28 protein-coding genes are annotated in these 25,731 nt (G+C 70.7%); 14 read left to right on the top strand and 14 right to left on the bottom strand.

Features of this window, described 5'->3' with window-relative positions; translation table 11 throughout:
• The first annotated feature begins 135 nt into the window (after nucleotides 1-135).
• Nucleotides 136-1,251, top strand: coding sequence for a magnesium and cobalt transport protein CorA (locus F0344_RS11235; protein ID WP_185298643.1), 1,116 nt, complete (start codon nucleotides 136-138; stop codon nucleotides 1,249-1,251).
• Nucleotides 1,252-1,264: 13 nt separating this feature from the next.
• Nucleotides 1,265-1,783, top strand: coding sequence for a hypothetical protein (locus tag F0344_RS11240; protein WP_185298644.1), 519 nt, complete (start codon nucleotides 1,265-1,267; stop codon nucleotides 1,781-1,783).
• Nucleotides 1,784-1,826: 43 nt separating this feature from the next.
• Here the strand turns inward: F0344_RS11240 and F0344_RS11245 are convergent, their stop codons facing one another.
• On the bottom strand, nucleotides 1,827-2,591 hold the full coding sequence (locus F0344_RS11245) for a hypothetical protein (RefSeq protein ID WP_185298645.1): 765 nt from the start codon (nucleotides 2,589-2,591) through the stop codon (nucleotides 1,827-1,829).
• A gap of 177 nt (nucleotides 2,592-2,768) precedes the next feature.
• Here F0344_RS11245 and F0344_RS11250 point away from each other — a divergent pair, with 177 nt between their 5' ends.
• Genes F0344_RS11250 through F0344_RS11260 form a run of 3 tightly spaced genes read left to right on the top strand, consistent with a single transcriptional unit; the run spans nucleotide 2,769 to nucleotide 5,770 of the window.
• Nucleotides 2,769-4,043, top strand: a complete 1,275-nt coding sequence (locus F0344_RS11250; protein WP_185298646.1) for a magnesium transporter MgtE N-terminal domain-containing protein — start codon at nucleotides 2,769-2,771, stop codon at nucleotides 4,041-4,043.
• Nucleotides 4,033-4,593, top strand: a complete 561-nt coding sequence (locus F0344_RS11255) for a DUF1003 domain-containing protein (protein WP_185298647.1) — start codon at nucleotides 4,033-4,035, stop codon at nucleotides 4,591-4,593. Before F0344_RS11250 ends, F0344_RS11255 begins: the two co-directional genes overlap by 11 nt.
• Nucleotides 4,594-4,636: 43 nt before the next feature.
• Nucleotides 4,637-5,770, top strand: coding sequence for an Mrp/NBP35 family ATP-binding protein (locus F0344_RS11260; RefSeq protein WP_185298648.1), 1,134 nt, complete (start codon nucleotides 4,637-4,639; stop codon nucleotides 5,768-5,770).
• A gap of 79 nt (nucleotides 5,771-5,849) precedes the next feature.
• Here the strand turns inward: F0344_RS11260 and F0344_RS11265 are convergent, their stop codons facing one another.
• The 5 genes from F0344_RS11265 to sigE all read right to left on the bottom strand — a co-directional run bounded on the left by F0344_RS11265 (nucleotide 5,850) and on the right by sigE (nucleotide 10,915).
• The gene (locus F0344_RS11265; RefSeq protein WP_185298649.1) at nucleotides 5,850-6,509 is read right to left on the bottom strand and encodes a hypothetical protein; all 660 of its coding nucleotides are present in this window, start codon (nucleotides 6,507-6,509) and stop codon (nucleotides 5,850-5,852) included.
• 211 nt (nucleotides 6,510-6,720) lie between these two features.
• Entirely contained in the window at nucleotides 6,721-7,197 is a 477-nt protein-coding gene (locus tag F0344_RS11270; protein WP_185298650.1) for a sec-independent translocase, read from the bottom strand.
• A 110-nt stretch (nucleotides 7,198-7,307) separates the two neighbouring features.
• Nucleotides 7,308-9,056, bottom strand: coding sequence for a S1C family serine protease (locus tag F0344_RS11275; protein ID WP_185298651.1), 1,749 nt, complete (start codon nucleotides 9,054-9,056; stop codon nucleotides 7,308-7,310).
• 90 nt (nucleotides 9,057-9,146) lie between these two features.
• Nucleotides 9,147-10,157 (bottom strand): anti-sigma factor family protein, encoded by a 1,011-nt coding sequence (locus F0344_RS11280; protein ID WP_258049857.1) that lies wholly within the window; start codon nucleotides 10,155-10,157, stop codon nucleotides 9,147-9,149.
• The gene (gene sigE / locus F0344_RS11285; RefSeq protein ID WP_185298652.1) at nucleotides 10,154-10,915 is read right to left on the bottom strand and encodes an RNA polymerase sigma factor SigE; all 762 of its coding nucleotides are present in this window, start codon (nucleotides 10,913-10,915) and stop codon (nucleotides 10,154-10,156) included. Before sigE ends, F0344_RS11280 begins: the two co-directional genes overlap by 4 nt.
• A 178-nt stretch (nucleotides 10,916-11,093) precedes the next feature.
• On the opposite strand from sigE, the gene F0344_RS11290 reads away from it, so the two are divergent.
• Nucleotides 11,094-11,759, top strand: a complete 666-nt coding sequence (locus F0344_RS11290; RefSeq protein ID WP_185298653.1) for an O-methyltransferase — start codon at nucleotides 11,094-11,096, stop codon at nucleotides 11,757-11,759.
• A 139-nt stretch (nucleotides 11,760-11,898) separates the two neighbouring features.
• Here F0344_RS11290 and F0344_RS11295 read toward each other — a convergent pair whose 3' ends face one another.
• A complete protein-coding gene (locus tag F0344_RS11295; RefSeq protein ID WP_003966491.1) occupies nucleotides 11,899-12,066 on the bottom strand; it encodes a DUF3117 domain-containing protein in 168 nt (55 codons plus the stop codon).
• A gap of 313 nt (nucleotides 12,067-12,379) precedes the next feature.
• Here F0344_RS11295 and chcB point away from each other — a divergent pair, with 313 nt between their 5' ends.
• Nucleotides 12,380-13,189: a 2-cyclohexenylcarbonyl CoA isomerase gene (gene chcB, locus F0344_RS11300; protein ID WP_185298654.1), complete on the top strand. Its 810-nt coding sequence runs from the start codon at nucleotides 12,380-12,382 to the stop codon at nucleotides 13,187-13,189.
• A gap of 180 nt (nucleotides 13,190-13,369) precedes the next feature.
• On the opposite strand, the gene F0344_RS11305 is transcribed toward chcB, so the two are convergent.
• On the bottom strand, nucleotides 13,370-13,957 hold the full coding sequence (locus F0344_RS11305; RefSeq protein ID WP_185298655.1) for a DNA-3-methyladenine glycosylase I: 588 nt from the start codon (nucleotides 13,955-13,957) through the stop codon (nucleotides 13,370-13,372).
• Nucleotides 13,954-14,358 carry a DivIVA domain-containing protein gene (locus F0344_RS11310; RefSeq protein WP_185302630.1) on the bottom strand — a complete coding sequence of 135 codons (405 nt, stop codon included), beginning with the start codon at nucleotides 14,356-14,358 and terminating at the stop codon, nucleotides 13,954-13,956. The genes F0344_RS11305 and F0344_RS11310 overlap by 4 nt, the downstream gene beginning before the upstream one ends.
• Before the next feature lie 158 nt (nucleotides 14,359-14,516).
• On the opposite strand from F0344_RS11310, the gene folP reads away from it, so the two are divergent.
• Entirely contained in the window at nucleotides 14,517-15,389 is an 873-nt protein-coding gene (gene folP / locus F0344_RS11315) for a dihydropteroate synthase (RefSeq protein ID WP_185298656.1), read from the top strand.
• A gap of 102 nt (nucleotides 15,390-15,491) precedes the next feature.
• Here folP and F0344_RS11320 read toward each other — a convergent pair whose 3' ends face one another.
• Nucleotides 15,492-16,277: an LOG family protein gene (locus F0344_RS11320; protein ID WP_185298657.1), complete on the bottom strand. Its 786-nt coding sequence runs from the start codon at nucleotides 16,275-16,277 to the stop codon at nucleotides 15,492-15,494.
• Nucleotides 16,278-16,362: 85 nt separating this feature from the next.
• A complete protein-coding gene (gene dapE, locus F0344_RS11325) occupies nucleotides 16,363-17,442 on the bottom strand; it encodes a succinyl-diaminopimelate desuccinylase (protein ID WP_185298658.1) in 1,080 nt (359 codons plus the stop codon).
• 60 nt (nucleotides 17,443-17,502) lie between these two features.
• On the opposite strand from dapE, the gene F0344_RS11330 reads away from it, so the two are divergent.
• A complete protein-coding gene (locus F0344_RS11330; protein WP_185298659.1) occupies nucleotides 17,503-18,438 on the top strand; it encodes a hypothetical protein in 936 nt (311 codons plus the stop codon).
• A 275-nt stretch (nucleotides 18,439-18,713) separates the two neighbouring features.
• Nucleotides 18,714-19,163, top strand: a complete 450-nt coding sequence (locus tag F0344_RS11335; protein ID WP_185298660.1) for an ATP-binding protein — start codon at nucleotides 18,714-18,716, stop codon at nucleotides 19,161-19,163.
• 86 nt (nucleotides 19,164-19,249) lie between these two features.
• Here the strand turns inward: F0344_RS11335 and dapC are convergent, their stop codons facing one another.
• Both dapC and fdxA read right to left on the bottom strand, forming a co-directional pair.
• A complete protein-coding gene (dapC, locus tag F0344_RS11340) occupies nucleotides 19,250-20,347 on the bottom strand; it encodes a succinyldiaminopimelate transaminase (protein ID WP_185298661.1) in 1,098 nt (365 codons plus the stop codon).
• A gap of 153 nt (nucleotides 20,348-20,500) precedes the next feature.
• Nucleotides 20,501-20,821 carry a ferredoxin gene (gene fdxA, locus F0344_RS11345; protein ID WP_031091138.1) on the bottom strand — a complete coding sequence of 107 codons (321 nt, stop codon included), beginning with the start codon at nucleotides 20,819-20,821 and terminating at the stop codon, nucleotides 20,501-20,503.
• A gap of 117 nt (nucleotides 20,822-20,938) precedes the next feature.
• Here fdxA and F0344_RS11350 point away from each other — a divergent pair, with 117 nt between their 5' ends.
• The 4 genes from F0344_RS11350 (at nucleotide 20,939) to F0344_RS11365 (ending at nucleotide 25,184) form a co-directional block, all read left to right on the top strand.
• Nucleotides 20,939-21,940 (top strand): GNAT family N-acetyltransferase, encoded by a 1,002-nt coding sequence (locus F0344_RS11350; RefSeq protein WP_185298662.1) that lies wholly within the window; start codon nucleotides 20,939-20,941, stop codon nucleotides 21,938-21,940.
• Between the two features lie 17 nt (nucleotides 21,941-21,957).
• Complete coding sequence (locus tag F0344_RS11355) at nucleotides 21,958-22,818, top strand: transglutaminase-like domain-containing protein (protein WP_185298663.1); 861 nt, start codon at nucleotides 21,958-21,960, stop codon at nucleotides 22,816-22,818.
• Between the two features lie 333 nt (nucleotides 22,819-23,151).
• Nucleotides 23,152-24,510 carry an IS4 family transposase gene (locus F0344_RS11360; RefSeq protein ID WP_258050223.1) on the top strand — a complete coding sequence of 453 codons (1,359 nt, stop codon included), beginning with the start codon at nucleotides 23,152-23,154 and terminating at the stop codon, nucleotides 24,508-24,510.
• 212 nt (nucleotides 24,511-24,722) lie between these two features.
• Complete coding sequence (locus tag F0344_RS11365; protein ID WP_185298664.1) at nucleotides 24,723-25,184, top strand: hypothetical protein; 462 nt, start codon at nucleotides 24,723-24,725, stop codon at nucleotides 25,182-25,184.
• A 38-nt stretch (nucleotides 25,185-25,222) separates the two neighbouring features.
• Here the strand turns inward: F0344_RS11365 and F0344_RS11370 are convergent, their stop codons facing one another.
• Nucleotides 25,223-25,660, bottom strand: a complete 438-nt coding sequence (locus tag F0344_RS11370; protein ID WP_185298665.1) for a VOC family protein — start codon at nucleotides 25,658-25,660, stop codon at nucleotides 25,223-25,225.
• Between the last annotated feature and the right edge of the window lie 71 nt (nucleotides 25,661-25,731).

Raw genomic sequence — 25,731 nt, forward strand, 5'->3', positions numbered from 1 at the left:
TCGTTTTTGCCTGTCTGTAGCGAACGCCGTCATCGCGCTGCCTGCGGTGCCGCCCGCTTTGCGGACGTAGTGACACGTCCCCATTCCGGGCTGTTCCACGTGCCCGCCGACGGCCCTCCGTGAAGGAGATCAGCCATGTCGATGATCCGTGACCTGCGCGCCGCCGTGCGCCCGTCCCTGCGCAAGAGCAACACCCCTTACAACAGCTACGACACGACCCGTGACCCGTCCGCCTCCAGCGCCGTCGTCGACTGCGCGGTCTACCGCGACGGACGGCGCCAGGAGACACCCGGCTGCCCGACCCCGCACGAGGCGATGCTCCGGGTACGGGAGCAGGGCGGCTTCGCCTGGATCGGTCTGCACGAGCCGACGGAGGAGGAATTCGCCGGTATCGCCCGGGAGTTCGGCCTCCATCCGCTGGCCGTCGAGGACGCGGTGCACGCGCACCAGCGACCGAAGCTGGAGCGGTACGACGACACGCTGTTCACCGTCTTCAAGACCATCCACTACGTCGAGCACGCCGAGCTGACCGCGACCAGTGAGGTCGTCGAGACCGGCGAGGTCATGTGCTTCACCGGCCGGGACTTCGTCATCACCGTCCGGCACGGCGGACAGGGTTCGCTGCGGGCTCTGCGCCACCGCCTCCAGGAGGACCCCGAGCTGCTGGCCAAGGGCCCCTCTGCCGTACTACACTCCATCGCCGACCATGTCGTCGACGGATACATCGCGGTGGCCGAGGCGGTGCAGGACGACATCGACGAGGTGGAGATCGGCGTCTTCTCCACCCCGGCGAAGGGCAGCCCGCGCGGTTCGGACGCGGGCCGGATCTACCAGCTGAAGCGTGAGGTCCTGGAGTTCAAGCGGGCCGTGTCGCCCCTCCTGCGTCCGATGCAGCTGCTGAGCGAACGGCCCATGCGGCTGATCGACCCGGACATCCAGAAGTACTTCCGCGACGTGGCCGACCACCTGGCCCGGGTGCATGAAGAGGTCATCGGCTTCGACGAGCTGCTGAACTCGATCCTCCAGGCCAACCTGGCGCAGGCGACCGTCACGCAGAACGAGGACATGCGCAAGATCACGTCCTGGGCGGCCATCATCGCCGTGCCGACGATGATCTGCGGGGTGTACGGCATGAACTTCGACCACATGCCGGAGTTGCAGTGGACGTACGGCTACCCGATGGTCATGGGCGTCATCGGCGTCGTCTGCTTCTCCATCCACCGCACCCTCAAGCGCAACGGCTGGCTCTAATAGAGTGCGCGGCATGACTGCTGCTGACGTGCTGCTGAGCCGGGCCCTTGTCGAGGAGGCCACCAAGAAGTCCGGGCTGATCTGGGTCCGGGGCACCGGCCATGCCCGGGCGCTGTGGCACATCTGGCACGAGGGCGCCGTCTATCTGATCGGGGACGGCCCCGGCGAGCAGCCGCTCCCGGACGGGCTCACCGACGGGGCGGCCGCCGAAGTCACCGTGCGCAGCAAGGACAAGGGCGGCCGGCTGATCGTCTGGACCACCGAGGTGACCGAGCCGGCGCCGCGCTCCGAGGAGTGGGCGGCGGCGGTCGCCGAGCTGAAGGGCAAGCGGCTGAACGCGCCGGACGCCGAGACGATGACGGAGCGCTGGGCACGCGAGTGCCGTCTGCTGCGGCTGGAGCCCGGCGAGAGCCGTACGGAACTGCCCGACTCCTCGGGGGCAGCGGTACCGCTGCCCACCGGGGCGACGACCCGCGAGCCCGTGCCCGCCGCACTCCCGCGGCTGCTGCTGAAGCGCCGCAGGAAGAGCTGACCGGGCGCCCGAGTCCACACCCGAGGCCGGCAGTCCGAGTCCGTCAGTCCGAGGATTTGGGGAGCTGGCCTCCGTAGTCGACCGTCTCGTCCTCGGTGGGCGCCTCCAGTGTGAAGGGCCTCCCCCAGTCGGCGAGCGAGACCGTGCCGCCGCCACCGCCACGTGCGACCCGCAGGGGATACGGGGTGCCCTGGAGCGAGACGTCAAGCGTGCCTCCCTCACCCTTTCCGCCCACGATCTGCACAGTGAGGACTCCGGCGACCTTGTCGCGGCCCCCCTTGTTGACCTTGCCGTGCAGGGCGAGCAGGCCGTCGAGCAGGATCTTCTTGTCGGTGAACCCGCGCAGCTGCTTGTACGTGGGGTCGCCCTCGGGGACCTTCACGTACTTGCCCTGGAGCTTGTCGGCGGCCTCCTGGTCGCCTTCCTCGCCCTTGCCGCTCGTCTCGTCGTGGCTCCAGAAACCGGCGTCGGCCTTGAGGAAGAGCTCGTCGCCGATGCGCAGCAGGGCGAAGGTGCTCTTCTTCGACGTGACGGAACCCGTGCCGCCCTGCGCGTTGAGCTGCATGTTGAGCCGGTACGTGCCGCCCTTGCTGACCAGGGTGCCCGCGAGCCGTACCGCGTCGGCGGAGTCCGCCGCCGCTCTGGTCTTCTTGTCGATCTCCACCGCGCCGAGTTTGCCGACGCCGTTCGTTCCCTTGTCCGGGTCCTCTCCGGCGCACGCCGTGAGGGCCGCGGTCAGCCCCGCACAGAGCACCACGGCGAGGACGGTACGGTGACGGGCCCGGACGGCCGGGGCGAAAGAGGTCACGGGCGCACTGCCTCTCATCTGCGTGTCGGGGGTGGCAGACGGCAGCGTACCTGTGCCGACTACGCCTCTTCGCAGGGAGCCGCACGGACGGCCCGCCGGGGCGCCGCGGAGAGGTACGGGCTAGCCTGATCCCGGCATAACGGTAGATTCACGTCACAGCCGGAGGAGGTGCGCGGGATGGTGGCAGGCGCCCCGAGGATCTTCGTCTCGCACCTGTCCGGTGTGCCCGTCTTCGACCCCAATGGTGACCAGGTCGGCCGGGTCCGCGATCTGGTGGCGATGCTGCGCCTCGGCGGACGCCCGCCGAGGCTGCTCGGCATGGTCGTCGAGTTGACGAACCGGCGGCGGATCTTCCTGCCGATGACCCGGGTGACCGGCGTCGAGTCCGGTCAGGTCATCACCACCGGTGTGGTCAACATGCGGCGCTTCGAACAGCGCCCGACCGAACGTCTGATCCTCGGCGAGTTCCTCGACCGCCGGGTCCGGCTGGTGGAGACCGGAGAGGAGGTGACCATCCTCGACGTATCGATCCAGCAGCTGCCGGCCCGCCGCGACTGGGAGATCGACAAGTATTTCGTACGCAAGGGCCGCGGCGGCGCTCTGCGGCGCAAGGGCGAGACCCTGACCGTCGAGTGGGCGGCGGTCAGCGGCTTCTCGCTGGAGGAGCACGGGCAGGGCGCCGAGAGCCTGGTCGCCACGTTCGAGCGGCTGCGGCCCACCGACGTGGCCAACGCCTTGCACCATCTGTCCCCGAAGCGCCGTGCGGAGGTCGCCGCCGCGCTCGACGACGACCGGCTCGCGGACGTCCTTGAGGAGTTGCCCGAGGACGACCAGGTGGAGATCCTCGGCAAGCTCAAGGACGAGCGGGCCGCGGACGTCCTGGAGGCGATGGACCCGGACGACGCGGCCGACCTGCTCTCCGAGCTGCCCGAGGAGGACAAGGAACGGCTGCTCGCCCTCATGCGTCCGGACGACGCGGCGGACGTGCGACGCCTCATGGCGTACGAGGAGCGGACCGCGGGCGGTCTGATGACGACCGAGCCGATCGTGCTGCGGCCGGACGCCACGGTCGCCGACGCGCTCGCCCGGGTCAGGCAGTCCGACCTGTCCCCCGCACTCGCCGCGCAGGTGTACGTCTGCCGTCCGCCCGACGAGACCCCGACGGGCAAGTACCTCGGCACGGTGCACTTCCAGCGGCTGCTGCGCGACCCGCCGTTCACCCTCGTCGGCTCGATCGTCGACAGCGACCTCGTACCGCTGCCTCCGGACACCCCGCTGTCCTCGGTGACCAGCTATCTGGCCGCGTACAACCTGGTCTCCGTGCCGGTCGTGGACGCGAGCGGGTCACTGCTGGGCGCGGTGACCGTCGACGACGTCCTCGACCACCTGCTGCCCGAGGACTGGCGCGAGACCGACCTCCACGGCGAGGAGGGGATCGTCCGTGGCCGGTGAGGAGCGCCCGAGGGCAGGATCGACGGGTGCATCCGGCCTCGTACGTCCGCCGCGGCCCCGGCTCGACCAGCCGAAGGCGCCGCGGCGCCTTCGGCTGCCCGACTACGACCCGGAGGCGTTCGGCAGGTTCTCCGAGCGGATCGCCCGCTTCCTGGGGACCGGGCGGTTCATCGTCTGGATGACGCTGATCATCATCCTGTGGGTGGTGTGGAACGTCTTCGCGCCGGAGCCGCTGCGGTTCGACGAGTACCCGTTCATCTTCCTGACCTTCATGCTCTCGCTCCAGGCCTCGTACGCGGCCCCGCTGATCCTGCTCGCGCAGAACCGGCAGGACGACCGCGACCGGGTCACGCACGAGCAGGACCGCACGCAGAACGAGCGCTCCATCGCCGACACCGAATACCTCACCCGGGAGATTGCCGCGCTCCGGATGGGCCTGGGAGAGGTCGCCACGCGGGACTGGATCAGGTCGGAGCTCCAGGACATGGTGAGGGACATGGAGGACCGCCAGGTGCTCTCCGCGGCGGAGAGTGACGAAGGCGACCGTTGACGGGTTACCCGGGCGTAGGGGCATGCGCCGTAACATCGTCGGTATGGCTACGGAAGACGCGGTGCGTGAAGCACTGGCGACAGTGAACGACCCGGAGATCCACCGTCCGATCACCGAACTCGGCATGGTGAAGTCCATCGAGATCGACGCCGACGGTGTGGTCGCTGTCACGGTGTATCTCACGGTTTCCGGCTGTCCGATGCGCGAGACCATCACCAACAACGTGACCGAAGCGGTGGCGCGCGTCGAAGGCGTGTCCCGCGTCGACGTCACCCTCGATGTCATGAGCGACGAACAGCGCAAGGAACTCGCGAGTTCGCTGCGCGGCGGCACGGCCGAGCGCGAGGTGCCGTTCGCCCAGCCCGGCTCCCTGACCCGCGTCTACGCGGTGGCGTCCGGCAAGGGCGGCGTCGGGAAGTCCTCGGTGACGGTGAACCTGGCGGCGGCGATGGCCGCAGACGGACTCAAGGTCGGCGTCGTGGACGCGGACATCTACGGGCACAGCGTGCCGCGGATGCTCGGCGTGGACGGCAAGCCCACCCAGGTCGAGAACATGATCATGCCGCCGTCGGCGCACGGGGTGAAGGTCATCTCCATCGGCATGTTCACGCCGGGCAACGCCCCGGTGGTGTGGCGCGGACCGATGCTCCACCGCGCGCTCCAGCAGTTCCTCGCCGATGTGTACTGGGGCGACCTGGACGTCCTCCTGCTCGACCTGCCGCCGGGCACCGGTGACATCGCGATCTCCGTGGCCCAGCTCGTACCGAACGCCGAGATCCTCGTCGTCACGACCCCGCAGCAGGCCGCGGCCGAGGTCGCCGAGCGGGCCGGTTCCATCGCCGTGCAGACCCACCAGAAGATCGTCGGCGTCGTCGAGAACATGTCGGGCATGCCGTGCCCGCACTGCGACGAGATCGTCGACGTGTTCGGCTCGGGCGGCGGCCAGCGGGTCGCCGAGGGGCTGACGAAGACCGTCGGCGCCACGGTGCCGGTGCTGGGCACCATCCCGATCGACGTACGGCTGCGCGAGGGCGGCGACGAGGGCAAGCCCGTCGTGCTGTCCGACCCGGACTCGGCCGCCGGAGCCGCGCTGCGCTCCATCGCGGAGAAGCTGGGGGGCCGTCAGCGCGGCCTGTCCGGCATGTCCCTGGGGATCACCCCGCGCAACAAGTTCTGAGTTCTCACGCGTACATCTGCGCGTGGAAGGGGGCGGCCTCCTCGGAGACCGCCCCCTTCCACGCGTCCCGCGGGGCAGGTCAGCTGTACGCCTCGATGTCGGCGATCACCGAGAAGCCCAGCCCGTAGGCGCTCATCCCGCGCCCGTACGCCCCGATGTGGACGCCGTTGTGCGCCGAACCGGCCAGCACCCAGCCGAACTCCGACTCGCGGTAGTGGAACTCCACCGGCACACCGTCCACCGGGAGCGACAGCGTCGACCAGGGCGCGTTGCCGAGGTCGTCGGCGAGCTCGAAGGCGGTCTCGGTCTGCTGGTCCAGCCAGTCGTCGCGCAGCATGTGGTCGAGCTGCGGCGGCCAGGTGTACGCGAGCAGGCCCGACCCGGCGAGCCAGGCAGCCGAGGACACCGTGGTGGCGTCCAGGACGCCCGTGCCGTCACCGCTGTGCCGCACCGGACTGGCGGCCACGGTCACGACGACCGCGAAACGCTCCTTCTCGGCACTCGCGTCCGAGCGGACCGAGGGCTCGTCGCCGTGCCCCGTGGAACCGTGCTGCACCGTGCCGTCCGCCGCGGTGCCCACCTGCATCAGCCAGCGCGGGCCCGCGAAGGCCTCGTCCAGCCCGTACCAGGGGAACGGCGCCTGCAGATAGCCGTCGACCGTACGCCGGGCCGTCGGCACCCCCTCTGCGGTGACTGTGCTGGGCGCACCATCCGCCCCTACCCGACTCGTCGTCTCCATCTGCCCGGCCGCCTCCTCGATCTGTCAAAGATCCGGAGCGGCCCGCCCCTTCACGGGGTGGACATCCACGCAACCGGACAGATGGAGAATAGCGATACGGTCCGGACGAGTCGGGATTGGCCGGTCTTCGAGCCTGTCGCCGGGTCACTGGACCGGCTCAGCGCCCGGTCCGGACGCACCCCGGCCCGGGCTGCCACCAGGCGGTCGATCCTCAGGTGGCGTCGGCGTCGAAGGGCGGACGCTCGTCCTTCGCGGGCTGCGCCGGCTTCTTCAGCAGGTCGGGGGTGGCCACCGGATCGGCCACGGCCTTCGTCGAGGCAGCCGCGGCACCGGCTGCGGCACCGGCCGACGCCACGCTCTCGCGGCCGTTCACCGCGTCGGTGACCTCGGCCATCTCCTTGCGCAGGTCGAAGCTCTCGCGGATCTCCTTCAGCCCCAGCTCGTCGTCGCCGTCCATGAGCTGCTTACGGACGAACGTCTTGGGGTTGAGGTCCTCGAACTCGAAGTCCTTGAACTGCGGGCCGAGCTCGGAGCGGATGTCTTCCTTCGCGCTGTCCGAGAACTCGCGGATCTTGCGGATGGTGCGCGTGACGTCCTGGATGACCTTCGGCAACTTCTCGGGGCCGAAGACCAGCACGGCGAGAACCACGAGCGTCAGCAGCTCGAGTGCGCCTATGTCATTGAACACCTTGTTGCTCCTCGTGTTCTCCGCGTGTTCTGCGCCAGCAGGCCGTACGCGGCCCGGATTCGCTCCACGGTACCCGTCGAAGCTGTCCGGGCGGTACCTTCCGGTGGCCGTTACGTGCCGCTTGCCGAACCGAGTGTCACGGTCAGGGAGAGGTCCTTGCCCCCACGGGTCAGCCCGATGCCGAGCCGGTCGCCGGGGCGGTGGGCGCGGATCTTGACGATCAGTTCCTCGCCGCTGTGCACCCGCGCGCCGTCCACCTCGGTGATGATGTCGCCCGGCTTGATGCCCGCCTCGGCCCCGGGGCCGCCCGAGGTGACGGCGGATCCGCCGTCGGCGCCCTTCGTGCCGACCTTGGCGCCGTCGCCCGCGTACTTCATGTCCAGCGTGACGCCGATCACCGGATGCGTGGCCTTACCGGTGTTGATCAGTTCCTCGGCGACCCGCTTGCCCTGGTTGATCGGTATGGCGAAGCCGAGGCCGATGGAGCCGGACTGGCCGCCGTCCAGCGCACTTCCGCTGTCCGCGGCCCGGATGGCGCTGTTGATGCCGATGACGTGCGCCTCGGAGTCGACGAGCGGGCCGCCCGAGTTCCCCGGGTTGATCGGGGCGTCGGTCTGGAGCGCGTCGACGTAACTGACGTCGGTGCCGTCGCCCTTCTCGCCGCCCGCGGTGATGGGCCGCTCCTTGGCGCTGATGATGCCGGAGGTCACCGTGTTGGACAGGTCGAACGGGGCTCCGATGGCCACCACCGGATCACCGACCTGCACGTTGTCCGAGTTTCCGAGCGCGAGGGGCTTGAGCCCGGACACCCCTTTGACCTTGACGACGGCCAGGTCGTAGCCGCTGTCCTTGCCCACGATCTCGGCGCTCGCGGTCTCCCCGCCGCTGAACGTGACCGTGATGTCGCCGCTGCCTCCGGCGGGGGCGACGACGTGGTTGTTGGTGAGGATGTGTCCGTCCTTGTCGAGGACGAAGCCGGTTCCGGTGCCCGACTCGCCGGCGCCGCTGACGTGGAGGGTGACCACGCTGGGCAGGGCGCTGGCGGCGATTCCGGCGACGCTGTCGGCCGGCCTGCCACCGCTGTCACGGCCGGCCTGCGGAAGCTCGACGGAGGTCAGGCCTCCGGTGCGCTCGACATAGGCACCGATCCCGCCGCCTACGCCGCCCGCGACCAGCGCGATCAGCATGATCCCGAGGAGGGCGGACCCGCCCCGGCGCTTCCGGCGCCCGATGTCCGTCCCGGTGGGCGGACCGGGCGCGGTCAAAGGCTGGCGGGGCACGCCCCACGGGTCGTACTGGAGCCACTGCGAGGACGTGGGGTGCTGGGCTTGCTGCTGGGCGTGCGGCTGCGGCTGGTGGGTGCCGGGCTGCTGTGGGTAGGGCGGCTGCTGCTGGGCGTGGGGCTGCCGCAGGTGCGGAGGCTCGAAGGTGTGCCCGGGATCGGCGGCGATCCCGTGGCCGTTCGTCCCCGTTCCCGCGTAGGGCGGCGGTACGGGCGTGCCGTGGGCCGGGGTGGGGACGGGGCGCTGGACGGGCGGCGCGGGGGCCCAGGGGCCGGGGCCGCCGTAGGGCGGGGTGCTGTACTCGTCCGGCGCGTGCAGCGGCTGCGCGCGGGGAGCAGGCGCCGGTGTCTCCACGGCGACCGGTTCGGACGGTACGACGGAGGTGGCCGGCTCGGACGGCACGGCGGGTATCCGTCCGGTCGTTTCCCCGTCCGCGGGCGGGGCACCGACGAGGCCGGTGGCTCCCGTCATGTCCTCGGCGGGAATCGGGTCCCCAGGCCCGCTGCGGCCGGCGCGCCCCGTCGTGGGGCGGCTCCACCACTTCGCCTTCGGCCCAGTGGGCTTCCCGTCGTCCATGTTCTCCCCACAACTGGCCTCTGCACGTCCCCACAGGGGTGTCCCTCCCGGAATTCAACCAGGTTTGCGAATCTCTGCGCAGGGTCCCCGTCAGCGCCGGGGGAAAAGGGGCAGTGCGTGATCGTTGGGAAGAACGAAGGCGGAGGCCTTCGCGGTGGGCCCGGACGCCTGCGGAGAGGCCGTGGCACGTGCCGACGGAGTGAGCAGCGGACTGATCTCCGTCGGTCGTATCAGCGGGGGCAGGGACACGTTCAGCACGGGGAGTGCGAACGCCTGCCCTGAGAAGTGCGACGCGTCGATCAGGGAAGGAGCCGTCGTGAACACCGGCGGCGTGGCCTGCGGTACGACCGGGGGCTCGCCGGGAGGCAGCGGGGCGGCCGACGGGTACGAGGAGGCCGCGCGGTCACCGTTGACGGCGAGCGCACCGCCTCCGCCTCCGCTGCGGCCGGCCGTCGCGTTGCCGCCCTCGGCCCGCGCTTCGGCGTCGAGCGGGGTGACAGCGCGGCCGGCGCCCTCCGCGCGGAAGGGGGTCTCGGTCGTGGAGTCGAGCGGAAGCGTGCCGCCCAGTGCGATGGCGGCGAGCGAGACGGCGCTGGCCGCGGCGAACGCGAACCTGCGTCCCCGCCACGCCGAACGTTCGGCCGCCCGGCTCACCTCATGTATCCGGAAGGGGGAACCGGGGACACCACCGGGAAGGACGGCCGCCGAGCCGTGCACGGTGGGGAGGCAACCGAAGCCGTCGAGCGGTCCGGGACCGGACGACAGGTCCTGTCGGCTGCCGGAGGGCTGTACCAGCGGGAAGAGTCCCTCACCGAAGCGTCCGCCGCCGCCGAACGGTCCACCGGGGCCCGCCTCGCCGCCAGGGCCGCCGGGAAGGCCCTGCAGACGGGCAAGGAAGCCTTCGGAGGGTGAAGGAGGGGCCGACTGTGCGAAGACACTCTTGAGACGTCGCTGGGCATCGGCCTCGGCCTTGCACTTGCAGCACGTGGCCAAGTGGGCCAGGACCCGATCACGGGCGTCGTGTTTCAGCTCACCGTCGACAAGCGCGGCGAGCCGGTCCCCCAGATGCTGCTCCGCGGGGGTCGGTCCTGTGCCACTCACGCCGGTCGGACCTCCCCTGTCAGGACCGCGTCCGTCAGGGAGCGCTGTTCGGCGCGTGCCTCGGGCGAACGGTGCTTGAGTGCCTTGCGCAGGTGCGAACGGCCGCGGTGGATACGGCTGCGCACGGTGCCGAGCTTCACGCCGAGTGTCGCGGCGATCTCCTCGTACGAAAGTCCCTCGATGTCGCAGAGCACGACCGCCGCACGGAATTCGGGCGCGAGGGTGTCCAGCGCCTGCTGGACGTCCGCGTCGAAGTGGGTGTCGTTGAAGACCTGCTGAGGGGACGGCTCACGGCTCGGCAGCCGCTCGGCGGCGTCGTCGCCGAGCGAGTCGAAGCGGATCCGCTGCTTGCGGCGCACCATGTCCAGGAAGAGATTGGTCGTGATGCGGTGCAGCCAGCCCTCGAAAGTGCCGGGTGTGTAGGTCGAGAGCGACCGGAAGACACGGACGAAGACCTCCTGGGTGAGGTCCTCCGCGTCGTGCTGGTTGCCCGTCAGCCGGTAGGCAAGGCGGTACACGCGACCGCTGTGCGTGCTGACGATCTCTTCCCATGAGGGCGGGGTCCACGCCTGGGGTTCCGCATCCGAGGCGAACGTCGCGGTGGGTGCGGAAGCGTTGGAAGAACGGTCAGCAAAGTTGGTCACGGATTTCGGCTCACCCGCCGACCCGAGCAAGCGCCTCAGCACTCCTCTGCGGTCCACAGGCGCAGCCGCACCTCCCCTGTCGGCTCTGGTGGTGTCCAGTGGAGCCCCTACCATAGCCACCTCGCCCGTTAGCTCCGGATAAGCCTTTTTCCTGCTGGGGACTGGGCCGGACCCGCCCGGCGGCGCACGATTCCGGGCCCGATACGCGGGCCCGGTCCAGGCACTTCCCCACGTCCTTGCATAACGCCCGGTCCCATCTGCGGGTTCCCGGGTTCAGCGGATACAGTCACCGTTGCGCCAACTACGGGGTCAGGAGAGGGTCATTACCGCCAACCGGCAGACGAGCTGGGCGTTCGCCGACGCCTTTGTCGCCGAGGACGAAGCTCTGCGCTGGGCCCGGGAACGGGCCCACGAGACAGGGCTCCGCTCGGTGTCCCCGGGCACCGGTGCCGCACTGCGCCTGCTCGCTGCCACCGCGGACGCCAAAGCGGTGGCCGAGATCGGCACCGGCACCGGCGTGTCCGGCATCTATCTGCTGCACGGGATGCGGCCGGACGGCGTACTGACCACGGTCGATCCGGAGCCTGAGCGCCAGCAGTTCGCCCGCCAGGCGTTCCGCGCGGCCGGCTTCGCCACGAACCGGGCCCGCTTCATCCCGGGGCGCGCCCTGGATGTCCTGCCGCGCCTCGCGGACGGGGGCTACGACCTCGTTTTCTGCGACGGCGACCGGCTGGAGAGCCTCGACTGCCTCGCTGAATCGTTGCGCCTGCTGCGACCGGGCGGCCTGGTCTGTTTCGAGGGCATGTTCGCGGACGGCCGTACGGTCGACTCCGCTGCCCAGCCCGCCGAGGTGCTGCGGCTGCGTGAGCTGCTGCGTGCCGTGCGGGAGAGCCAGGAACTGATGGCGACGCTGCTGCCGGTCGGCGACGGGCTGCTCTGCGCGGTCCGGCGCGGCTGAGCGGTTCCCTGCGGGGCCGGGCGTTCCTGCACCCCAGGGGCCACGCACCCTGGTTTCCCATGGTCCCCTCAACACGGCTGCCCCCGCACGGAGTCCGTGCCGGGGCAGTCGCGAAGTGAAGTGATCAGGCGTCTCTGCGTCAGCCGACGACCTTCTTGAGGGCATCGCCGAGTGCATCGGCTTCGTCCGGCGTCAGCTCGACGACAAGCCGACCGCCGCCTTCGAGCGGAACGCGCATGACGATGCCCCGCCCCTCCTTTGTCACCTCGAGCGGGCCGTCGCCCGTCCGCGGCTTCATGGCCGCCATGCTCGTTCCCCTTCCTGAAACCAGCTCATCGCAACCGGCGGCCCCATGACAGGCGCTGCCTCACCGGCATCGAACACATTGCTTCTTGGCCATTATCCCGCATCAAAGACCCCGATGACCAACATCGTCGGCATCGCTTGCGCAACGCGCTCTCTCAAAACCACCCAATACGGCAGCTCGGCTGCGATACTGCGGCGCCTTCCGACCCCAGGTGAGAGCCAATTGTTAGACGCAGGTCACATGCCCACGCCGACGGACGTCGGCCATGCTTGCCTGGACAGGCACAATCCTGGAGCCGTAAGGGGACATCAGAATGGCCGACACCATGGCGGACACGGTGCTCATGGACGTGAGCGACGGACTCGCGACGATCACCATCAACCGTCCCGACGCGATGAACGCCATGAACACGGAGGCCAAGGTCGCCCTGCGGGACGCCCTGCGGAAGGTGGCGGACGACAAAGCGGTGCGCGCGGTTCTCCTCACCGCCACCGGGCGCGCCTTCTGCGTCGGCCAGGACCTCAAGGAGCACGTCTCCAAACTCGCCGAGGTCTCCGAGGGCGGCGGGAACGCGCTGAGCACCGTCCAGGAGCACTACAACCCCATCGTCCGGGCGCTCACCGATATGGAGAAGCCCGTGGTCGCCGGGGTCAACGGGATCGCCGCGGGGGCGGGTCTCGGGTTCGCCCTGGCCGCCGACTACCGCGTGGTGGCGGACACCGCCGCGTTCAACACGTCCTTCGCCGGGGTCGCCCTCACGGCCGACTCGGGCGTCTCCTGGACGCTGCCCAGGCTCATCGGGCAGAGCCGCGCCGCCGATCTGCTCTTCTTCCCGCGCACGTTCTCCGCGCAGGAGGCGTACGACCTGGGCATCGCCAACAAGGTCGTGCCCGCAGCCGATCTGGCGAAGGAGGCCATCGCCGTGGCCCGCGCCCTGGCGGACGGTCCGACGGTGGCGTACGCCTCGCTCAAGGCGTCCATGGCCTACGGCGCGGCCCACACGCTCCCGGAGACGCTGGAGAAGGAGGACGAACTCCAGACCCGCGCGGGCGCGTCGCAGGACCACACCATCGCCGTACGGGCGTTCCTGGCCAAGGAGCGTCCCACGTACCTGGGGCGCTAGGGCGTGTTTCGAAAGTAGCGCCGTCCGCCCGGAGGGCGGGCTCGGCGGCGTCTGGTGCGTGCGATCGCAAGGCGGAGGGTCGCCCCGATACTGGATGTATCGGGGTGATCCCGACAACGCGGCGAGCGTGCGTGCCAGACGCCGCCGAGCAGGCGGGACTTTCGAAACACGCCCTAGAAGCTAGAGCGTGTCGCCCCGGGAGACGCAGTCGGCGAGGTGGTCGTCGACCAGGCCGCAGGCCTGCATCAGGGCGTAGGCCGTCGTGGGGCCGACGAAGCGGATCGAGCGCTTCTTGAGCTCCTTGGCCAGCGCGGTGGACTCCGGGGTGACCGCCGGCACGTCGCCGAGTACGCGGGGGACGGGGCGGGTCGTGGGGTCGGGGGCGTACGACCAGATCAGCGCGTCGAGTTCGCCCTCGTCCCAGCACGCGAGCACCTGGGCATTGGCGAGGGTGGCGTCGATCTTCGCCCGGTTGCGGATGATGCCGGCGTCGGCGAGGAGCCTTTCCTTGTCGGCGTCGGTGAACTCCGCCACCGCGGGGATCTTGAAGCCGGCGAAGGCGCTCCGGAAGCCCTCGCGGCGGCGCAGGATGGTCAGCCACGAGAGACCGGACTGGAAGGCTTCCAGGCAGAGCCGCTCGAACAGGGCGTCGTCGCCGTGGACGGGCCGGCCCCACTCGGTGTCGTGGTAGGCGAGGTAGTCCTCCGTGGACAGCCCCCAGGGGCAGCGCAGGCCGCCGTCCGCGGCCGCTACGGCTCCGGTGCTCATCGCTGGTCCTCCTCACCGGGACGCGACCCGGATTCGCCGTCGTACCGCCCTGGCTCCTGATCCGGCTGCTCGAACAGCCCGGGGCCGTTGACCGCGGTCGCCTGGGCTCCCGCGAGCGCGGATTCCAGTTCGGCGATGCGCGCGTCGCGCTCGGCGAGCTCGGCGCCGAGCCGGTCCAGCGCCTCGTCGACGTCCACCATGCGGTAACCCCGGGCGGCCATCGGCAGTCTCAGCGCGTCGACATCCGCCCGGCCGACCGGGCGCGTCGCGGGCAGCGGGTCGGTGAGCCGCTCCGGCGGCACGTCCTGGAGGACGGGGCTGCCTCCTCCGCCGACCACCGCGAGCGTGACCGCGGCCACCACCACGACCATCGTGAGCAGCAAGAACCAGAACACGCGCATCTCCCCGGGAGCGGAAACCTGTCCGGCTCCGATCGTGCCATGCGCCACCGACAGTTAGTGTCTTTCGTTTGGATCAAGCCGGAGCAGGACCAGCGTCCGGCATGATCCGAACGGAAGACCCTAAGGTCGCAGGCGACCTACTGAGGAGGAAACACGGGATGCGAAGCGGTGCGCTCAGGCTCGGTCGGCGCGAATTCGGCCCGCACGATCCGGTGATCATGGCGATCGTGAACCGGACCCCCGACTCCTTCTACGACCAGGGCGCGACCTTCAGCGACGAGCCGGCGCTCACCCGGGTCGAGCAGGCGGTGTCGGAAGGTGCCGCGATCATCGACATCGGCGGGGTGAAGGCCGGACCCGGTGAGGAAGTGACGGCCGCGGAGGAGGCCCGCCGCACGGTCGGCTTCGTCGCCGAGGTGCGGCGCCGTCACCCGGACGTGGTGATCAGCGTGGACACCTGGCGCCACGACGTGGGCGAGGCGGTCTGCGAGGCCGGTGCGGATGTGCTGAACGACGCGTGGGGCGGCGTCGACCCGAAGCTCGCCCAGGTCGCGGCGCGGTACGGAGCGGGGCTCGTGTGCACGCACGCGGGCGGCGCGGAGCCGCGGACCCGGCCGCACCGGATCGAGTACGAGGACGTGATGGCGGACATCCTCGGGGTGACCGTGGGGCTGGCCGAGCGGGCGGTGGAGCTCGGGGTGAGGCCCGACGCGATCATGATCGACCCCGGTCACGACTTCGGGAAGAACACCCGGCACTCGCTGGAGGCGACACGTCGCCTCGGTGAGATGGCGGAGACGGGGTGGCCCGTGCTCGTATCGCTGTCCAACAAGGACTTCGTCGGGGAGACCCTCGACCGGCCCGTCAAGGAGCGGCTCGTCGGCACGCTGGCGACGACGGCGGTGTCGGCGTGGCTGGGGGCGCGGGTGTACCGGGTGCACGAGGTGGCGGAGACGCGGCAGGTGCTGGACATGGTGGCGTCGGTCGCGGGACACCGGGCACCGGCGGTGGCGCGGCGGGGGCTGGCGTAGGGGTCAGGTTCCGGGGCTCCGCCACGGCCCCCGCTCCCCGGTCGCCGCCAGTGGCTCGATCGTGCGTGCCCGGCGACCGGGGAGCGGGGGCCGGCCGGGCTCCTACCGGCCGACCTCCTTGGTCACCAGCATGACCGCCTCCTCCACGTCGTCCGTGACGTGGAAGAGCAGCAGGTCCCGCTCGGATGCCTTGGCCTGGGCCACCACCGTGTCCCGGAGCCAGTCGACCAGGCCGCCCCAGTACTCCGTGCCGAACAGAACGATCGGGAAGCGGGTCACCTTGCCCGTCTGGACCAGGGTCAGCGCCTCGAAGAGTTCGTCCAGGGTGCCGAGGCCGCCCGGCAGGACGACGAAGCCTTGGGCGTACTTGACGAACATCATTTTTCTTACGAAGAAGTACCGGAAATTGAGCCCGATATCGACGTGCTCATTCAGTCCGGATTCGAAGGGCAGCTCGATGCCCAGGCCGACCGAGACGCCGTTCGCCTCCCGGGCGCCCTTGTTGGCGGCCTCCATGGCTCCGGGGCCGCCGCCCGTGATCACCGCGAAGCCCGCTTCGACCAGGGCCTTGCCGAGCTGTACGCCCGCCTCGTACTCCGGGCTGCCGGCCGGTGTACGGGCCGAGCCGAAGACGCTGATGGCACTCGGCAGTTCGGCGAGGGCACCGAACCCCTCCACGAACTCCGACTGGATGCGCATGACCCGCCACGGGTCGGTGTGCACCCATTCGGAGTCGCCCTCGGTGTCGAGCAGCCGCTGATCGGTCGTGCCCGGCATCACCTGGCCCCTGCGCCGCAGCACCGGACCGAGTCGTTGTTCCTCAAGCCTGACCGCTCCTTCGGGGACCTGCGCGCCCTCGGGAATCCGTGCGTCCTCCGGGTTGCCCATGATCTGCTCCCTCCGCCGACCTGCAATGTGCCTGTGTCGGCTCAGCGTAGATCGACGGAGGTTACGTACGAGGGAATGCCGGGGGTCAGCTGGTGAGCCAGGAGCGGAGGCGCTCCTCGCAGTGGGTGATCAGCTCGGTGTCCACCCGCTCGTCGCGCTTGTGGGCAAGGAGCGGGTTGCCTGGGCCGTAGTTGACCGCGGGGACCCCGAGCGCACCGAAGCGGGAGACGTCCGTCCAGCCGAACTTGGGCTGGGCCGAGCCGCCGACCGCCTTCATGAACGCCGCGGCGGCCGGATGCGACAGGCCGGGCATCGCCGCACCGGAGTGGTCGTCGACGACGAACTCGGTGACTCCGCAGTCCGCGAAGACCTCGTGGACGTGTGCCACGGCTTCCTCGGGGCTGCGGTCGGGGGCGTAGCGGAAGTTGACCACGACCGTGCAGGCGTCCGGGATGACGTTGGTGGCGACGCCGCCCTCGATCCCCACGGCGTTGAGGCCCTCGCGGTACTCCAGCCCGTCGATGACCGGCCGGCGCGGCTCGTACGCGGCGAGGCGGGCCAGGATCGGGGCCGCGCCGTGGATCGCGTTGGAGCCCATCCAGCTGCGCGCGGAGTGCGCCCGCTCCCCCGCCATACGCAGGAGGACCCGCAAGGTGCCCTGGCAGCCGCCCTCGACCTGGCCGTCGGAGGGCTCGAGCAGGATGGCGAAGTCGCCCTCCAGCCAGTCGGGGTGGGCCTGGGCCACGTGCCCGAGGCCGTTCAGGTCCGCGGCGACCTCCTCGTTGTCGTAGAAGATGAACGTCAGGTCCCGGTTGGGCTCCGGCACGGTCGCCGCGATCCGCAGCTGGACGGCGACGCCCGACTTCATGTCGGAGGTTCCGCATCCCCACAGGACGCCGTCCTCGTCCAGCCGCGAAGGAACGTTGTCCGCGATCGGCACGGTGTCGATGTGCCCCGCCAGTACGACGCGCTCGCCGCGGCCCAGGCCCGTCCTGGCCACGACGTTGTTCCCGTGCCGCTCCACGGTCAGGTGGGGGAGGTCGCGCAGCGCCTCCTCGATCGCGTCGGCCAGGGCTTCCTCGTTCCCGCTGACCGACGGGAAGTCGACCAGCCGAGCTGTGAGCGCGGGGCCGTCCAGGGTGAGGTCGAGCTTGCTTTCCGCCATGCACACGACCCTAAGGGACGTCAGCGTCACGCCGCCCGGCCCCTCCAGTACGGTGGCCCCGTGCCCCGGACCGCCACTTCCGCAAGCCCCCGCCCGGGCCGTAGCCGCTTCCTGCGCCTCACGGCCGCCTTCGCCGTGCTCACAGCCCTGGCCGGCTACCTGGCCGTGCAGTACGTATCGGGCAGCAAAGGGTCGCCGCGCTGCGTCGTCCGGTCCGCCGAAGGGACGAGGGGCGAGGGGCATACGTACGAGATGAGTCCGGAGCAGGCCTCCAACGCCGCCGTCATCTCCGCCGTCGGCACGACGCGCGGGATGCCGGAGCGCGCGGTGACGATCGCGCTCGCCACGGCGCTCCAGGAGTCCACGCTGCGCAACATCCGACACGGCGACCGGGACTCCCTCGGGCTCTTCCAGCAGCGCCCCTCGCAGGGCTGGGGGACCCCGGAGCAGATCATGGACCCGGTGTACGCGTCCGGGAAGTTCTATGACCACCTCGCCGAGGTGCCCGGCTATTCGCGGCTGCCGCTGACCGTCGCCGCACAGCGCGTACAGCGCAGTGGTTTCCCGCAGGCGTACGCGAAGCACGAGCCGGATGCGGCGCTGCTGGCGGCGGCGCTGACCGGCCGGGCTCCCACCACGCTGGACTGCTCGCCCGGCACGGCGACCACGACCGGTCCCGGCGACGCCGCGCAGGTGCGGGCCGAGCTGGTGCGGTCCTTCGGCAAGAACGTGCTGCCGAAGGCGCTCGCGGCTGGGGCCGAGGCAGCGGGGACGGTGACGGTGCCCGTGCGGCCCGCCGCGACGGCCGCCGCCGGCGCGGTGGCGAAGCGCGGCTGGGAGCTGGCGCACTGGGCGGTCGCCCGGGCCGGAGCCCTGCGGATCGACCGGGTCTCCTACGCGGACCAGGTCTGGATCGCCGGTGAGGGCTGGCGCACGGAACGCGCGGAGCAGGACGAACCGGGCACCACCGAGGTCCGGATCCGGCTCGCGCAGTAGTACGGGCCGTCACCCGTGCGGGCCTACCGGCCGCTCACCCGGCCACCCTTTCCCTGCCCTCCTCCGTGGTCTTGTCGCGCACTCCGCTTCCCTTGCGCCCACAGGGAAGTGACGGTTCGCCCGGCGACTGCGTAATGCAATGTTTGCCCGGGTTCTCCCCCTGCGGATTATCGGACGCATTACCCAGTCTTTACCTTGGTCCACCGAACCTTCCCAGCCCCCTGACCGGTTGTCAGTGCGTCCGATCACTGCTTGAACACCGTCGAAGGAGCATCATGTCCCTCCCCCTGACCCGTCGGATCGCCCGCGCCGCGCTGCTGATCGCCGCAGGTGCGGCCCCCGTGGTCGGTGCGGCCGGCGCAGCAGGTGCCGCGGGGCTCCCGCAGACCCCGGACCTGGGCGGCGTCACCGCCCTGGACGGCGCCGGCCTCGGCAACACCCTCGACAGCGCCTCCCAGCAGGGCACCCAGGCCGCGGGCGACACCGGCGGCAAGATCGTCGGCACGGCCGTCCCGGCCGCCGGTAAGAGCGTCGGCAAGGCCGGCGCCGTCGCCGCTCCCGCCGCCCAGGAGGCCGCCGGCCAGACCGCGGGCCACGCCGGAGAGATCCTCGGCTCGGCCGCCGGTTCCGCGACCGAGGGCGGCCTGCCCACCGAGGGTGTGGGCGGCGGCCTGCCGACCGACAGCCTGGGCGGACTGCCCGTTCAGGGCCTGCCGCTCAACTGATCCACAGCGTCCGCGTGATGCGAAGGCCCCGGGAGTGTGCCCCCGCACTCCCGGGGCTCTTCGCTGTCGCGCTGTCCGCCGAGCCGTCAGGACAGCCGCTTGACGGCCGCCGCCACCCGCTCGTCGGTCGCCGTGAACGCCACCCGGACGAAGTGGTCACCGGCCGGCCCGTAGAAGTCGCCCGGCGCCACCAGGATGCCGAGTCCCGCGAGGTACGCCACGGTCTCCCAGCACGGCTCGTCGCGCGTCGCCCACAGGTACAGGCTCGCCTCGCTGTGCTCGATCCGGAAGCCGTGCGCCTCCAGCGCCGACCGCAGGGCCGCGCGCCGCTCCGCGTACCTGACGCGCTGCTCGGCGACATGGCTGTCGTCCCCGAGCGCGGCGACCGTGGCCGCCTGGACGGGGGCCGGCGTCATCATCCCGCCGTGCTTGCGGATCAGCAGCAGCTCGCCGAGGACGGCCGCGTCTCCGGCGACGAACGCCGCGCGGTATCCGGCGAGGTTGGAGCGCTTCGACAGCGAGTGGACGGCGACGATGCCCTCGTACGTACCGCCGCAGACGTCCGGGTGCAGCACGGAGACCGGTTCGGCCTCCCAGCCGAGTTCGAGATAGCACTCGTCGCTGAAGACCAGCACACCGTGCTCACGGGCCCACGCGACGATCCGGATCAGCTCGTCCTTGGGCAGCACACGACCGGTGGGGTTGGACGGCGAGTTGAGCCAGAGCAGCCTGAGTCCGGCCGGGTCCAGCTCCGTCGGGTCGTCGTACGCGACGGGTTCGGCGCCGCACAGCCGGGCGCCCACCTCGTACGTCGGGTAGGCGAGCCGCGGGTAGGCCACCTTGTCGCCCGCGCCGAGGCCGAGCTGGGTCGGCAGCCAGGCGACCAGTTCCTTGGAGCCCACCACCGGCAGGACGTTCTCGTGCGCCACGGAGACAGCCCCCAGACGCCGTTCCACCCAGCCCGTGAGAGCGTCCCGCAGCGCCTCGGTCCCCCATACCGTCGGATAGCCGGGGCTGTCGGACGCGGCGGCGAGCGCCCGCTGGACCAGCTCGGGCACCGGGTCGACCGGCGTGCCCACGGACAGGTCCACGACGCCGTCCGGGTGGGCGGCAGCGGTCGACTTGAAGGGCGTGAGCTTGTCCCACGGGAAGACCGGGAGACGGGAGGAGACTGCGGCAGACACGGGTCTCTGCTTTCTCGTGTTTCTCGTACGCGGGTCGGATGTCTCGTACGTGGCCGGGCACGGTGGACCCCGAGGCGGACCGGGCCGGAAAACACCGCGGTCCCGCACGGTGACAAGCCGTACGGGACCGGGTGGCGCCTGTGCGGCCGCTGCTCAGCCGTTCTGCGGCGGCAGCGCGGCGATGAACGCGTGGTCGCGCTCGATGAGACCGAGCTTGGAGGCACCGCCGGGCGAGCCGAGGTCGTCGAAGAACTCCACGTTCGCCTTGTAGTAGTCCTTCCACTCCTCCGGGGTGTCGTCCTCGTAGAAGATGGCCTCGACCGGACAGACCGGCTCACACGCTCCGCAGTCGACGCATTCGTCCGGGTGGATGTACAAGGATCGTGAGCCCTCGTAGATACAGTCGACGGGGCACTCTTCGATGCAGGCCTTGTCCTTGACGTCGACACAAGGCTGCGCGATGACGTAGGTCACGCTGTCGTTCCTCCTCGGTAGGGCGTTGGCTCTCGCGCGGGAGCGCGGCGTCGTCGATGCCCGCCCCTAGTATCTCCGTTCCCGGGCACGATCCGAACAGGAGGGGCGGACACAGCAGTGGAATTCACCATGGGCGGACGGCTGGAGGTCCGCATCACCCCCGCTGACGTGGGAAAACGCGTCTCCGTACGGAGGCTGTCGACCGACGCCGACGCGGGCCCGAAGTTCACCGACGCGGTCGGAGTTCTCACATCATGGGACGACCGTGTGCTCTCCATCACACTCAGGAGCGGAGAAACCGTGCACATCCCGGAATCGTCGCTGGTGGCGGGGAAGGTCGTCCCCTCCGCCCCGGCCCGACGCCGGGGCCCGGCGGCCTCGTTCGCCGAGCTGTCCCGGATCACGGCCCGTGCCTGGGAGCCGCCGGTGAGCGAGCCGCTCGGCGACTGGCGGCTGCGTGCCGCGAACGGATTCACCCGGCGCGCCAACTCCGTCCTCCCGCTGGGCGACCCGGGCCTTCCGCTCGACGACGCGCTCGACCGCGTCCGCCAGTGGTACGGAGCCCGTCGACTGCCCGCGTACATCCAGACGGCGACCGGCGCCGAGGGCACGCAGGAGCGGCTGTGCGCGGAACTGGAGCGGCGCGGCTGGCAGCGCGAGGTGTCCGCCGAGGTGCGGGTGGCGGCGCTGGCACCGATCGGTGACCGGGACGCGGACACCGGGCAGGTGCGGCTGAGCCGCACGGCCGACGCGGCGTGGCTGTCCAGGTACCAGCGGTTCGACACGCCGGGTCCCGATGTACTCGCCGTCCTGCACAGCGGGCCGTCCGTGTGGTTCGCGACCGTGCCCGGCGACGCCGGGAGCGACACCCCTGCGGCTATCGGCCGGTGCGTCGTGGACGGGCGCTGGGCGGGCTTCATGGCGGTCGAGGTGGGGCCGGAGCACCGGCGCCGTGGCCTCGCCACGGCCGTGATGACCGCGCTGGCCCGCGAGGCGCTGGACGAGGGGGCGTCGGCGGCCTGGCTCCAGACGGAGACGGACAACGGCGCGGCCGGTGCGCTGTACGACGGCATGGGTTTCGCCACCCACCACCGCTACCACCACTTCCGCTCGGCGTAGCGGGGTTCGGGCCGGATATGAGCGCTCAGGAATGGGACCGGGGCGGACGCCGACGGCAGTTCGCCGACGAGGCGCGCGCCGAGCGGCCGGATCTCGCACTGCTCTGCCTGCTGCTGGGGGCGGAGGCGATCCCCGCGGCGCGGGCGGACACCGGAGGCCCGGATCCGTACGGCATCGACGCGGCGCAGATCGAACTGGACCGGCTGGCAGGGCTGCTGCCCTACGGGGCGCGCGACGCCCGCTCCTGGGCCTCGGTGCTTTACGGACTGCTCGGTGAGCGCTGCGGCTTCGCCGGCTCGGCACGCGACTACGAGCGGCTGGAGTCCTCGGTGCTCCAGGAGGTGCTGCGCCGGCGGCGCGGGCTGCCGATCCTGCTGTCGGTGGTCTGGATCGAGGTCGCCAGGAGGGCGGGCACGCCGGTGTACGGAGTGGCGCTGCCCGGTCATTTCGTGGTCGGCTTCGGTGATCCGGAGGAAGAGGTGCTGGCCGACCCGTTCGCCGGTGGTGTGCCGATGAGCGACCAGGACGCCCAACTGCTGGTGGCCGGGGCGACCGGCGGGCCGCTGGAGCCGGCGATGCTGGTGCCCGCCAGGCCGCTGGAGATCGTGCTGCGGATCCTGAACAACGTACGGGCCTGGGCGGCGGCCCGCCCCGAGCGCACGGACGTGGCACTGTGGGCGCTCGAACTGTCGCTGCTGCTGCCCTCCCATCCCGCGAGACTGCGCTACGAACGGGCCCAGCTCCTCGTGCAGCGCGGCGAGTTCCTGCGCGGGGCGGCGGAGATGGAGGCGTACGCCGAGATCGTCGAGGCGGTCGAACCGGCGACGGCGGAGGCGGTCAGGCGCCGGGCCCACGCGGCCAGAGCGCGGCTGAACTAGGTCCTGTCTGGAGTTCCAGCGCGGGAGAAGGAGCGGCGTCCGGTGCCGTCGAATCCAAGGCGGAGGAGGGAGCGATGGCGGAGCCCTCGCGACTGACGACAACGCCGGAGGCGGCGGTGCCGGACGCCGCGACGCCGCGGGGGAACTCCAGACAGGACCTAGTCCCAATGCCGTTCGGTTAGGGGTTCGGTCAGCGGCGCAAACTCTCGGCGTTTCGGCTGGTGATACGGGTGCAGCCCCTGTAGTGGTTCTCGGGTCCGCCAAGACTCGTGTTCCTCCACAAGGGCTGCAGTGTCTGATTCTGTCATTACGCATGCCCCCGGTGTCTTTGCCGTGGGGCACTTGGGCGAGTTGACCCAGGTTGTCCCGTTCGATCTCGTCGACGAGGCACTCGCATCCGCAGGTGGTCTGCAGCAGCGGGTTCGACGGCTGCCGTCGCGGGTGGTGGTCTACCTCCTGCTCGCAGGCGCACTGTTCACCGGGCTCGGCTGGACCGGGATCTGGTCCCGGCTGACCGCCTCACTGCCCGCGCCGCTGCCCGTGCCAGCGGGTTCATCGATCACGGCCGCGATGCGACGGGTCGGCCCCAAACCATTGAAAGCACTGTTCGACCTGGTCAAAGGCCCCGCAGCGGTGACCGCGACACAGACGACACGGTTCGCGGGCAGGCTGGTCGTCGCGATCGACGGAACCCAGCTCGCCCTGCCGGACACACCCGCGAACCTCGCGGTGTTCCCCAAGGCGAAGGCAGGACAGAACGGGCCGTCCGGATACCCGATGCTGCGCCTGGTCACGCTGGTGGCCTGCGGGACCCGAACCCTCATGGACGCCGTCTTCGGCACCGACGCGACCGGCGAGCTGACCTACGCCCGAGACCTGATCACCACCGCGGGCACGACCGGAGCACTACGGCCCGGGACGCTGCTTCTGGGTGACCGGAACTTCTCAGCCACCGCCTTCGTGCGCACGGTCGCGTCCACGGGCGCGGACTTCCTCATCCGCGCCAAGACCCACAGCACCGCGCTCAAGCTGCCGATCCTGCGTCGTCTGCCCGACGGAACGTTCCTGTCCCGCATAGGCGAAGTCACCGTCCGCGTCATCGACGCCACCATCACCCTCGCCCCCACCGACGGCGCCGACAAGCGTCCCGCCACCCACAGCACCTACCGGCTCGTCACCAGTCTGCTCGACCCCGACGAGGCACCCGCCACCGCTCTGGTCAGGCTCTACCGCGAACGCTGGGAGATCGAGACCAGCTACTGCGAGCTGAAATCGACCATCCTCGGCGGCAGAGTCCTGCGCGGCCGCTACCCGGCAGCCGTCACCCAGGAAACCTGGGCGCTTCTGGTCGCCTACCAGGCACTACGCACCGCGATGAGCGACGCCGTCCTGCACCGGCCCAACATCGACCCCGACCGCACCGCATTCACCATCGCGCTGAACACGGCACGTGACCAGATCATCCGTGCCGCCGGCATCATCCCCCACACCAGGATCGACCTCGTCGGCCGGATCGGCACCGCCATACTCAACGGCCTCCTACCCGCCCGCCGAGACCGGTCCCGGCCCCGCGTGAAGAAACGAGCGATCAGCTCCAAGTACCGCGCCGTCGGCCGCAACATCGACCACCGCACCCACAGGACCACCGTCCACATCGAGATCAACGCATTGCCAAGCCCACCGGACGGCTAACCGAACGGCATTGGACCTAGCGGCTGTCGCCGGCGGGATGGGTGCGGGGAGGCGGATACCCGGGTAGAGCGCGGCGTAGAAGACGGTGAGCAGCACGGCCACCGTGGAACCGGTACGCCCCGCGCCCCGTCCGGCCCCGACGCGACCAAGGCGTGCTCATATGGCTAGAGTCATGTGCTTGTTCGAATCCGGGGACTGCGGAGGGGGAGGGCGTGTATACGCAACTCAGGGCAACTGCCACGGAGTTGGCCAATGTCCTGTGGCGGGAGCACACCGTGTACCGCGAACGGGGCGGGGGTTTCGTCATTCGTGGTGAGCACGTGCAGCGCTGGATCAGTCTCGCGCCCACCGGGGGCCGCAACGAGGCCCTCGTCCGGGTCGGCCGCATCCTCGAAGGGGGAACGACCGCACCGGCACGCTCCGAGCAGATCGTGAGCCTGGACGCCGCTACGGGCGAACTGGCGGCGACCTGCCGCAGGTTGCTGGCCGACGCCGCTGCCGAGCCGAGCCGGCCGGTACGGGACCGGGCCACCGGGTCCGACCCGGGCGGAAGCAAGTGGCGCAGGCCACGGAAACCCCGGCGGACGAGGCACACCAGCTTCACTTCCTGGGTCGTCATCGTCTGCATCGCCGGCGTCGTGGGCGTCTTCGCCTTCGCCTCCACGACCCACTAGACAGGGCTCCCCGCTCCCGCCCGGGGCAGCCGGCTCCGTCAGACCACGCAGAACTCGTGGCCCTCCGGGTCCGCCATCTCGACGTGGTCGAGCCTGCCCCGCATCTCGTGCTCGCGAAGCACTGTCGCCCCTGCGGCCGTCAGCCGCTCGACCGCGGCGACCACGCGCGGCCCGCGCACCTCCCACGGCGTCTCACGGCCGCCTCCGGCCTGCACGTCCAGGTGCAGGCGGTTCTTCACCATCTTCGCCTCCGGCACCTTCAGGAAGGAGATGCCGGGGCCCGCCCCGTCCGGGTCGATCAGATACGCCCCGTCGTCCCATTCGTCTTCCGGGACCTCGTGGTGGGCGAACCAGGCGTTCCAGTCGGCGAACCCCGCGGGTGGGGGCTTCTCGACGTAACCCAGCGCCAGCGCCCAGAACCTGGCCAGCTCGGCCGGGCGGGCGCAATCGATCGTCAGGCTCCACTTGGTCGACACCGTTCTCCTCCTCCGGGGGCTGACCAGGAAGGGTGTCACACCACGGTACGACGGCGCCCCCGGCCGGAAGT

The organism is Streptomyces finlayi, assembly GCF_014216315.1.
Lineage (GTDB): Bacteria > Actinomycetota > Actinomycetes > Streptomycetales > Streptomycetaceae > Streptomyces > Streptomyces finlayi_A.

Bases quoted from the DNA above. Each gene is read 5' to 3' on its own strand.
- F0344_RS11235 (WP_185298643.1), top strand. From the start codon at position 136: ATGTCGATGATCCGTGACCTGCGCGCCGCCGTGCGCCCGTCCCTGCGC.
- F0344_RS11240 (WP_185298644.1), top strand. From the start codon at position 1,265: ATGACTGCTGCTGACGTGCTGCTGAGCCGGGCCCTTGTCGAGGAGGCC.
- F0344_RS11250 (WP_185298646.1), top strand. From the start codon at position 2,769: ATGGTGGCAGGCGCCCCGAGGATCTTCGTCTCGCACCTGTCCGGTGTG.
- F0344_RS11260 (WP_185298648.1), top strand. From the start codon at position 4,637: ATGGCTACGGAAGACGCGGTGCGTGAAGCACTGGCGACAGTGAACGAC.
- F0344_RS11265 (WP_185298649.1), bottom strand. From the start codon at position 6,509: ATGGAGACGACGAGTCGGGTAGGGGCGGATGGTGCGCCCAGCACAGTC.
- F0344_RS11275 (WP_185298651.1), bottom strand. From the start codon at position 9,056: ATGGACGACGGGAAGCCCACTGGGCCGAAGGCGAAGTGGTGGAGCCGC.
- sigE (WP_185298652.1), bottom strand. From the start codon at position 10,915: ATGGTAGGGGCTCCACTGGACACCACCAGAGCCGACAGGGGAGGTGCG.
- F0344_RS11295 (WP_003966491.1), bottom strand. From the start codon at position 12,066: ATGGCGGCCATGAAGCCGCGGACGGGCGACGGCCCGCTCGAGGTGACA.
- chcB (WP_185298654.1), top strand. From the start codon at position 12,380: ATGGCCGACACCATGGCGGACACGGTGCTCATGGACGTGAGCGACGGA.
- F0344_RS11305 (WP_185298655.1), bottom strand. From the start codon at position 13,957: ATGAGCACCGGAGCCGTAGCGGCCGCGGACGGCGGCCTGCGCTGCCCC.
- F0344_RS11310 (WP_185302630.1), bottom strand. From the start codon at position 14,358: ATGCGCGTGTTCTGGTTCTTGCTGCTCACGATGGTCGTGGTGGTGGCC.
- folP (WP_185298656.1), top strand. From the start codon at position 14,517: ATGCGAAGCGGTGCGCTCAGGCTCGGTCGGCGCGAATTCGGCCCGCAC.
- F0344_RS11320 (WP_185298657.1), bottom strand. From the start codon at position 16,277: ATGGGCAACCCGGAGGACGCACGGATTCCCGAGGGCGCGCAGGTCCCC.
- dapE (WP_185298658.1), bottom strand. From the start codon at position 17,442: ATGGCGGAAAGCAAGCTCGACCTCACCCTGGACGGCCCCGCGCTCACA.
- F0344_RS11335 (WP_185298660.1), top strand. From the start codon at position 18,714: ATGTCCCTCCCCCTGACCCGTCGGATCGCCCGCGCCGCGCTGCTGATC.
- F0344_RS11355 (WP_185298663.1), top strand. From the start codon at position 21,958: ATGAGCGCTCAGGAATGGGACCGGGGCGGACGCCGACGGCAGTTCGCC.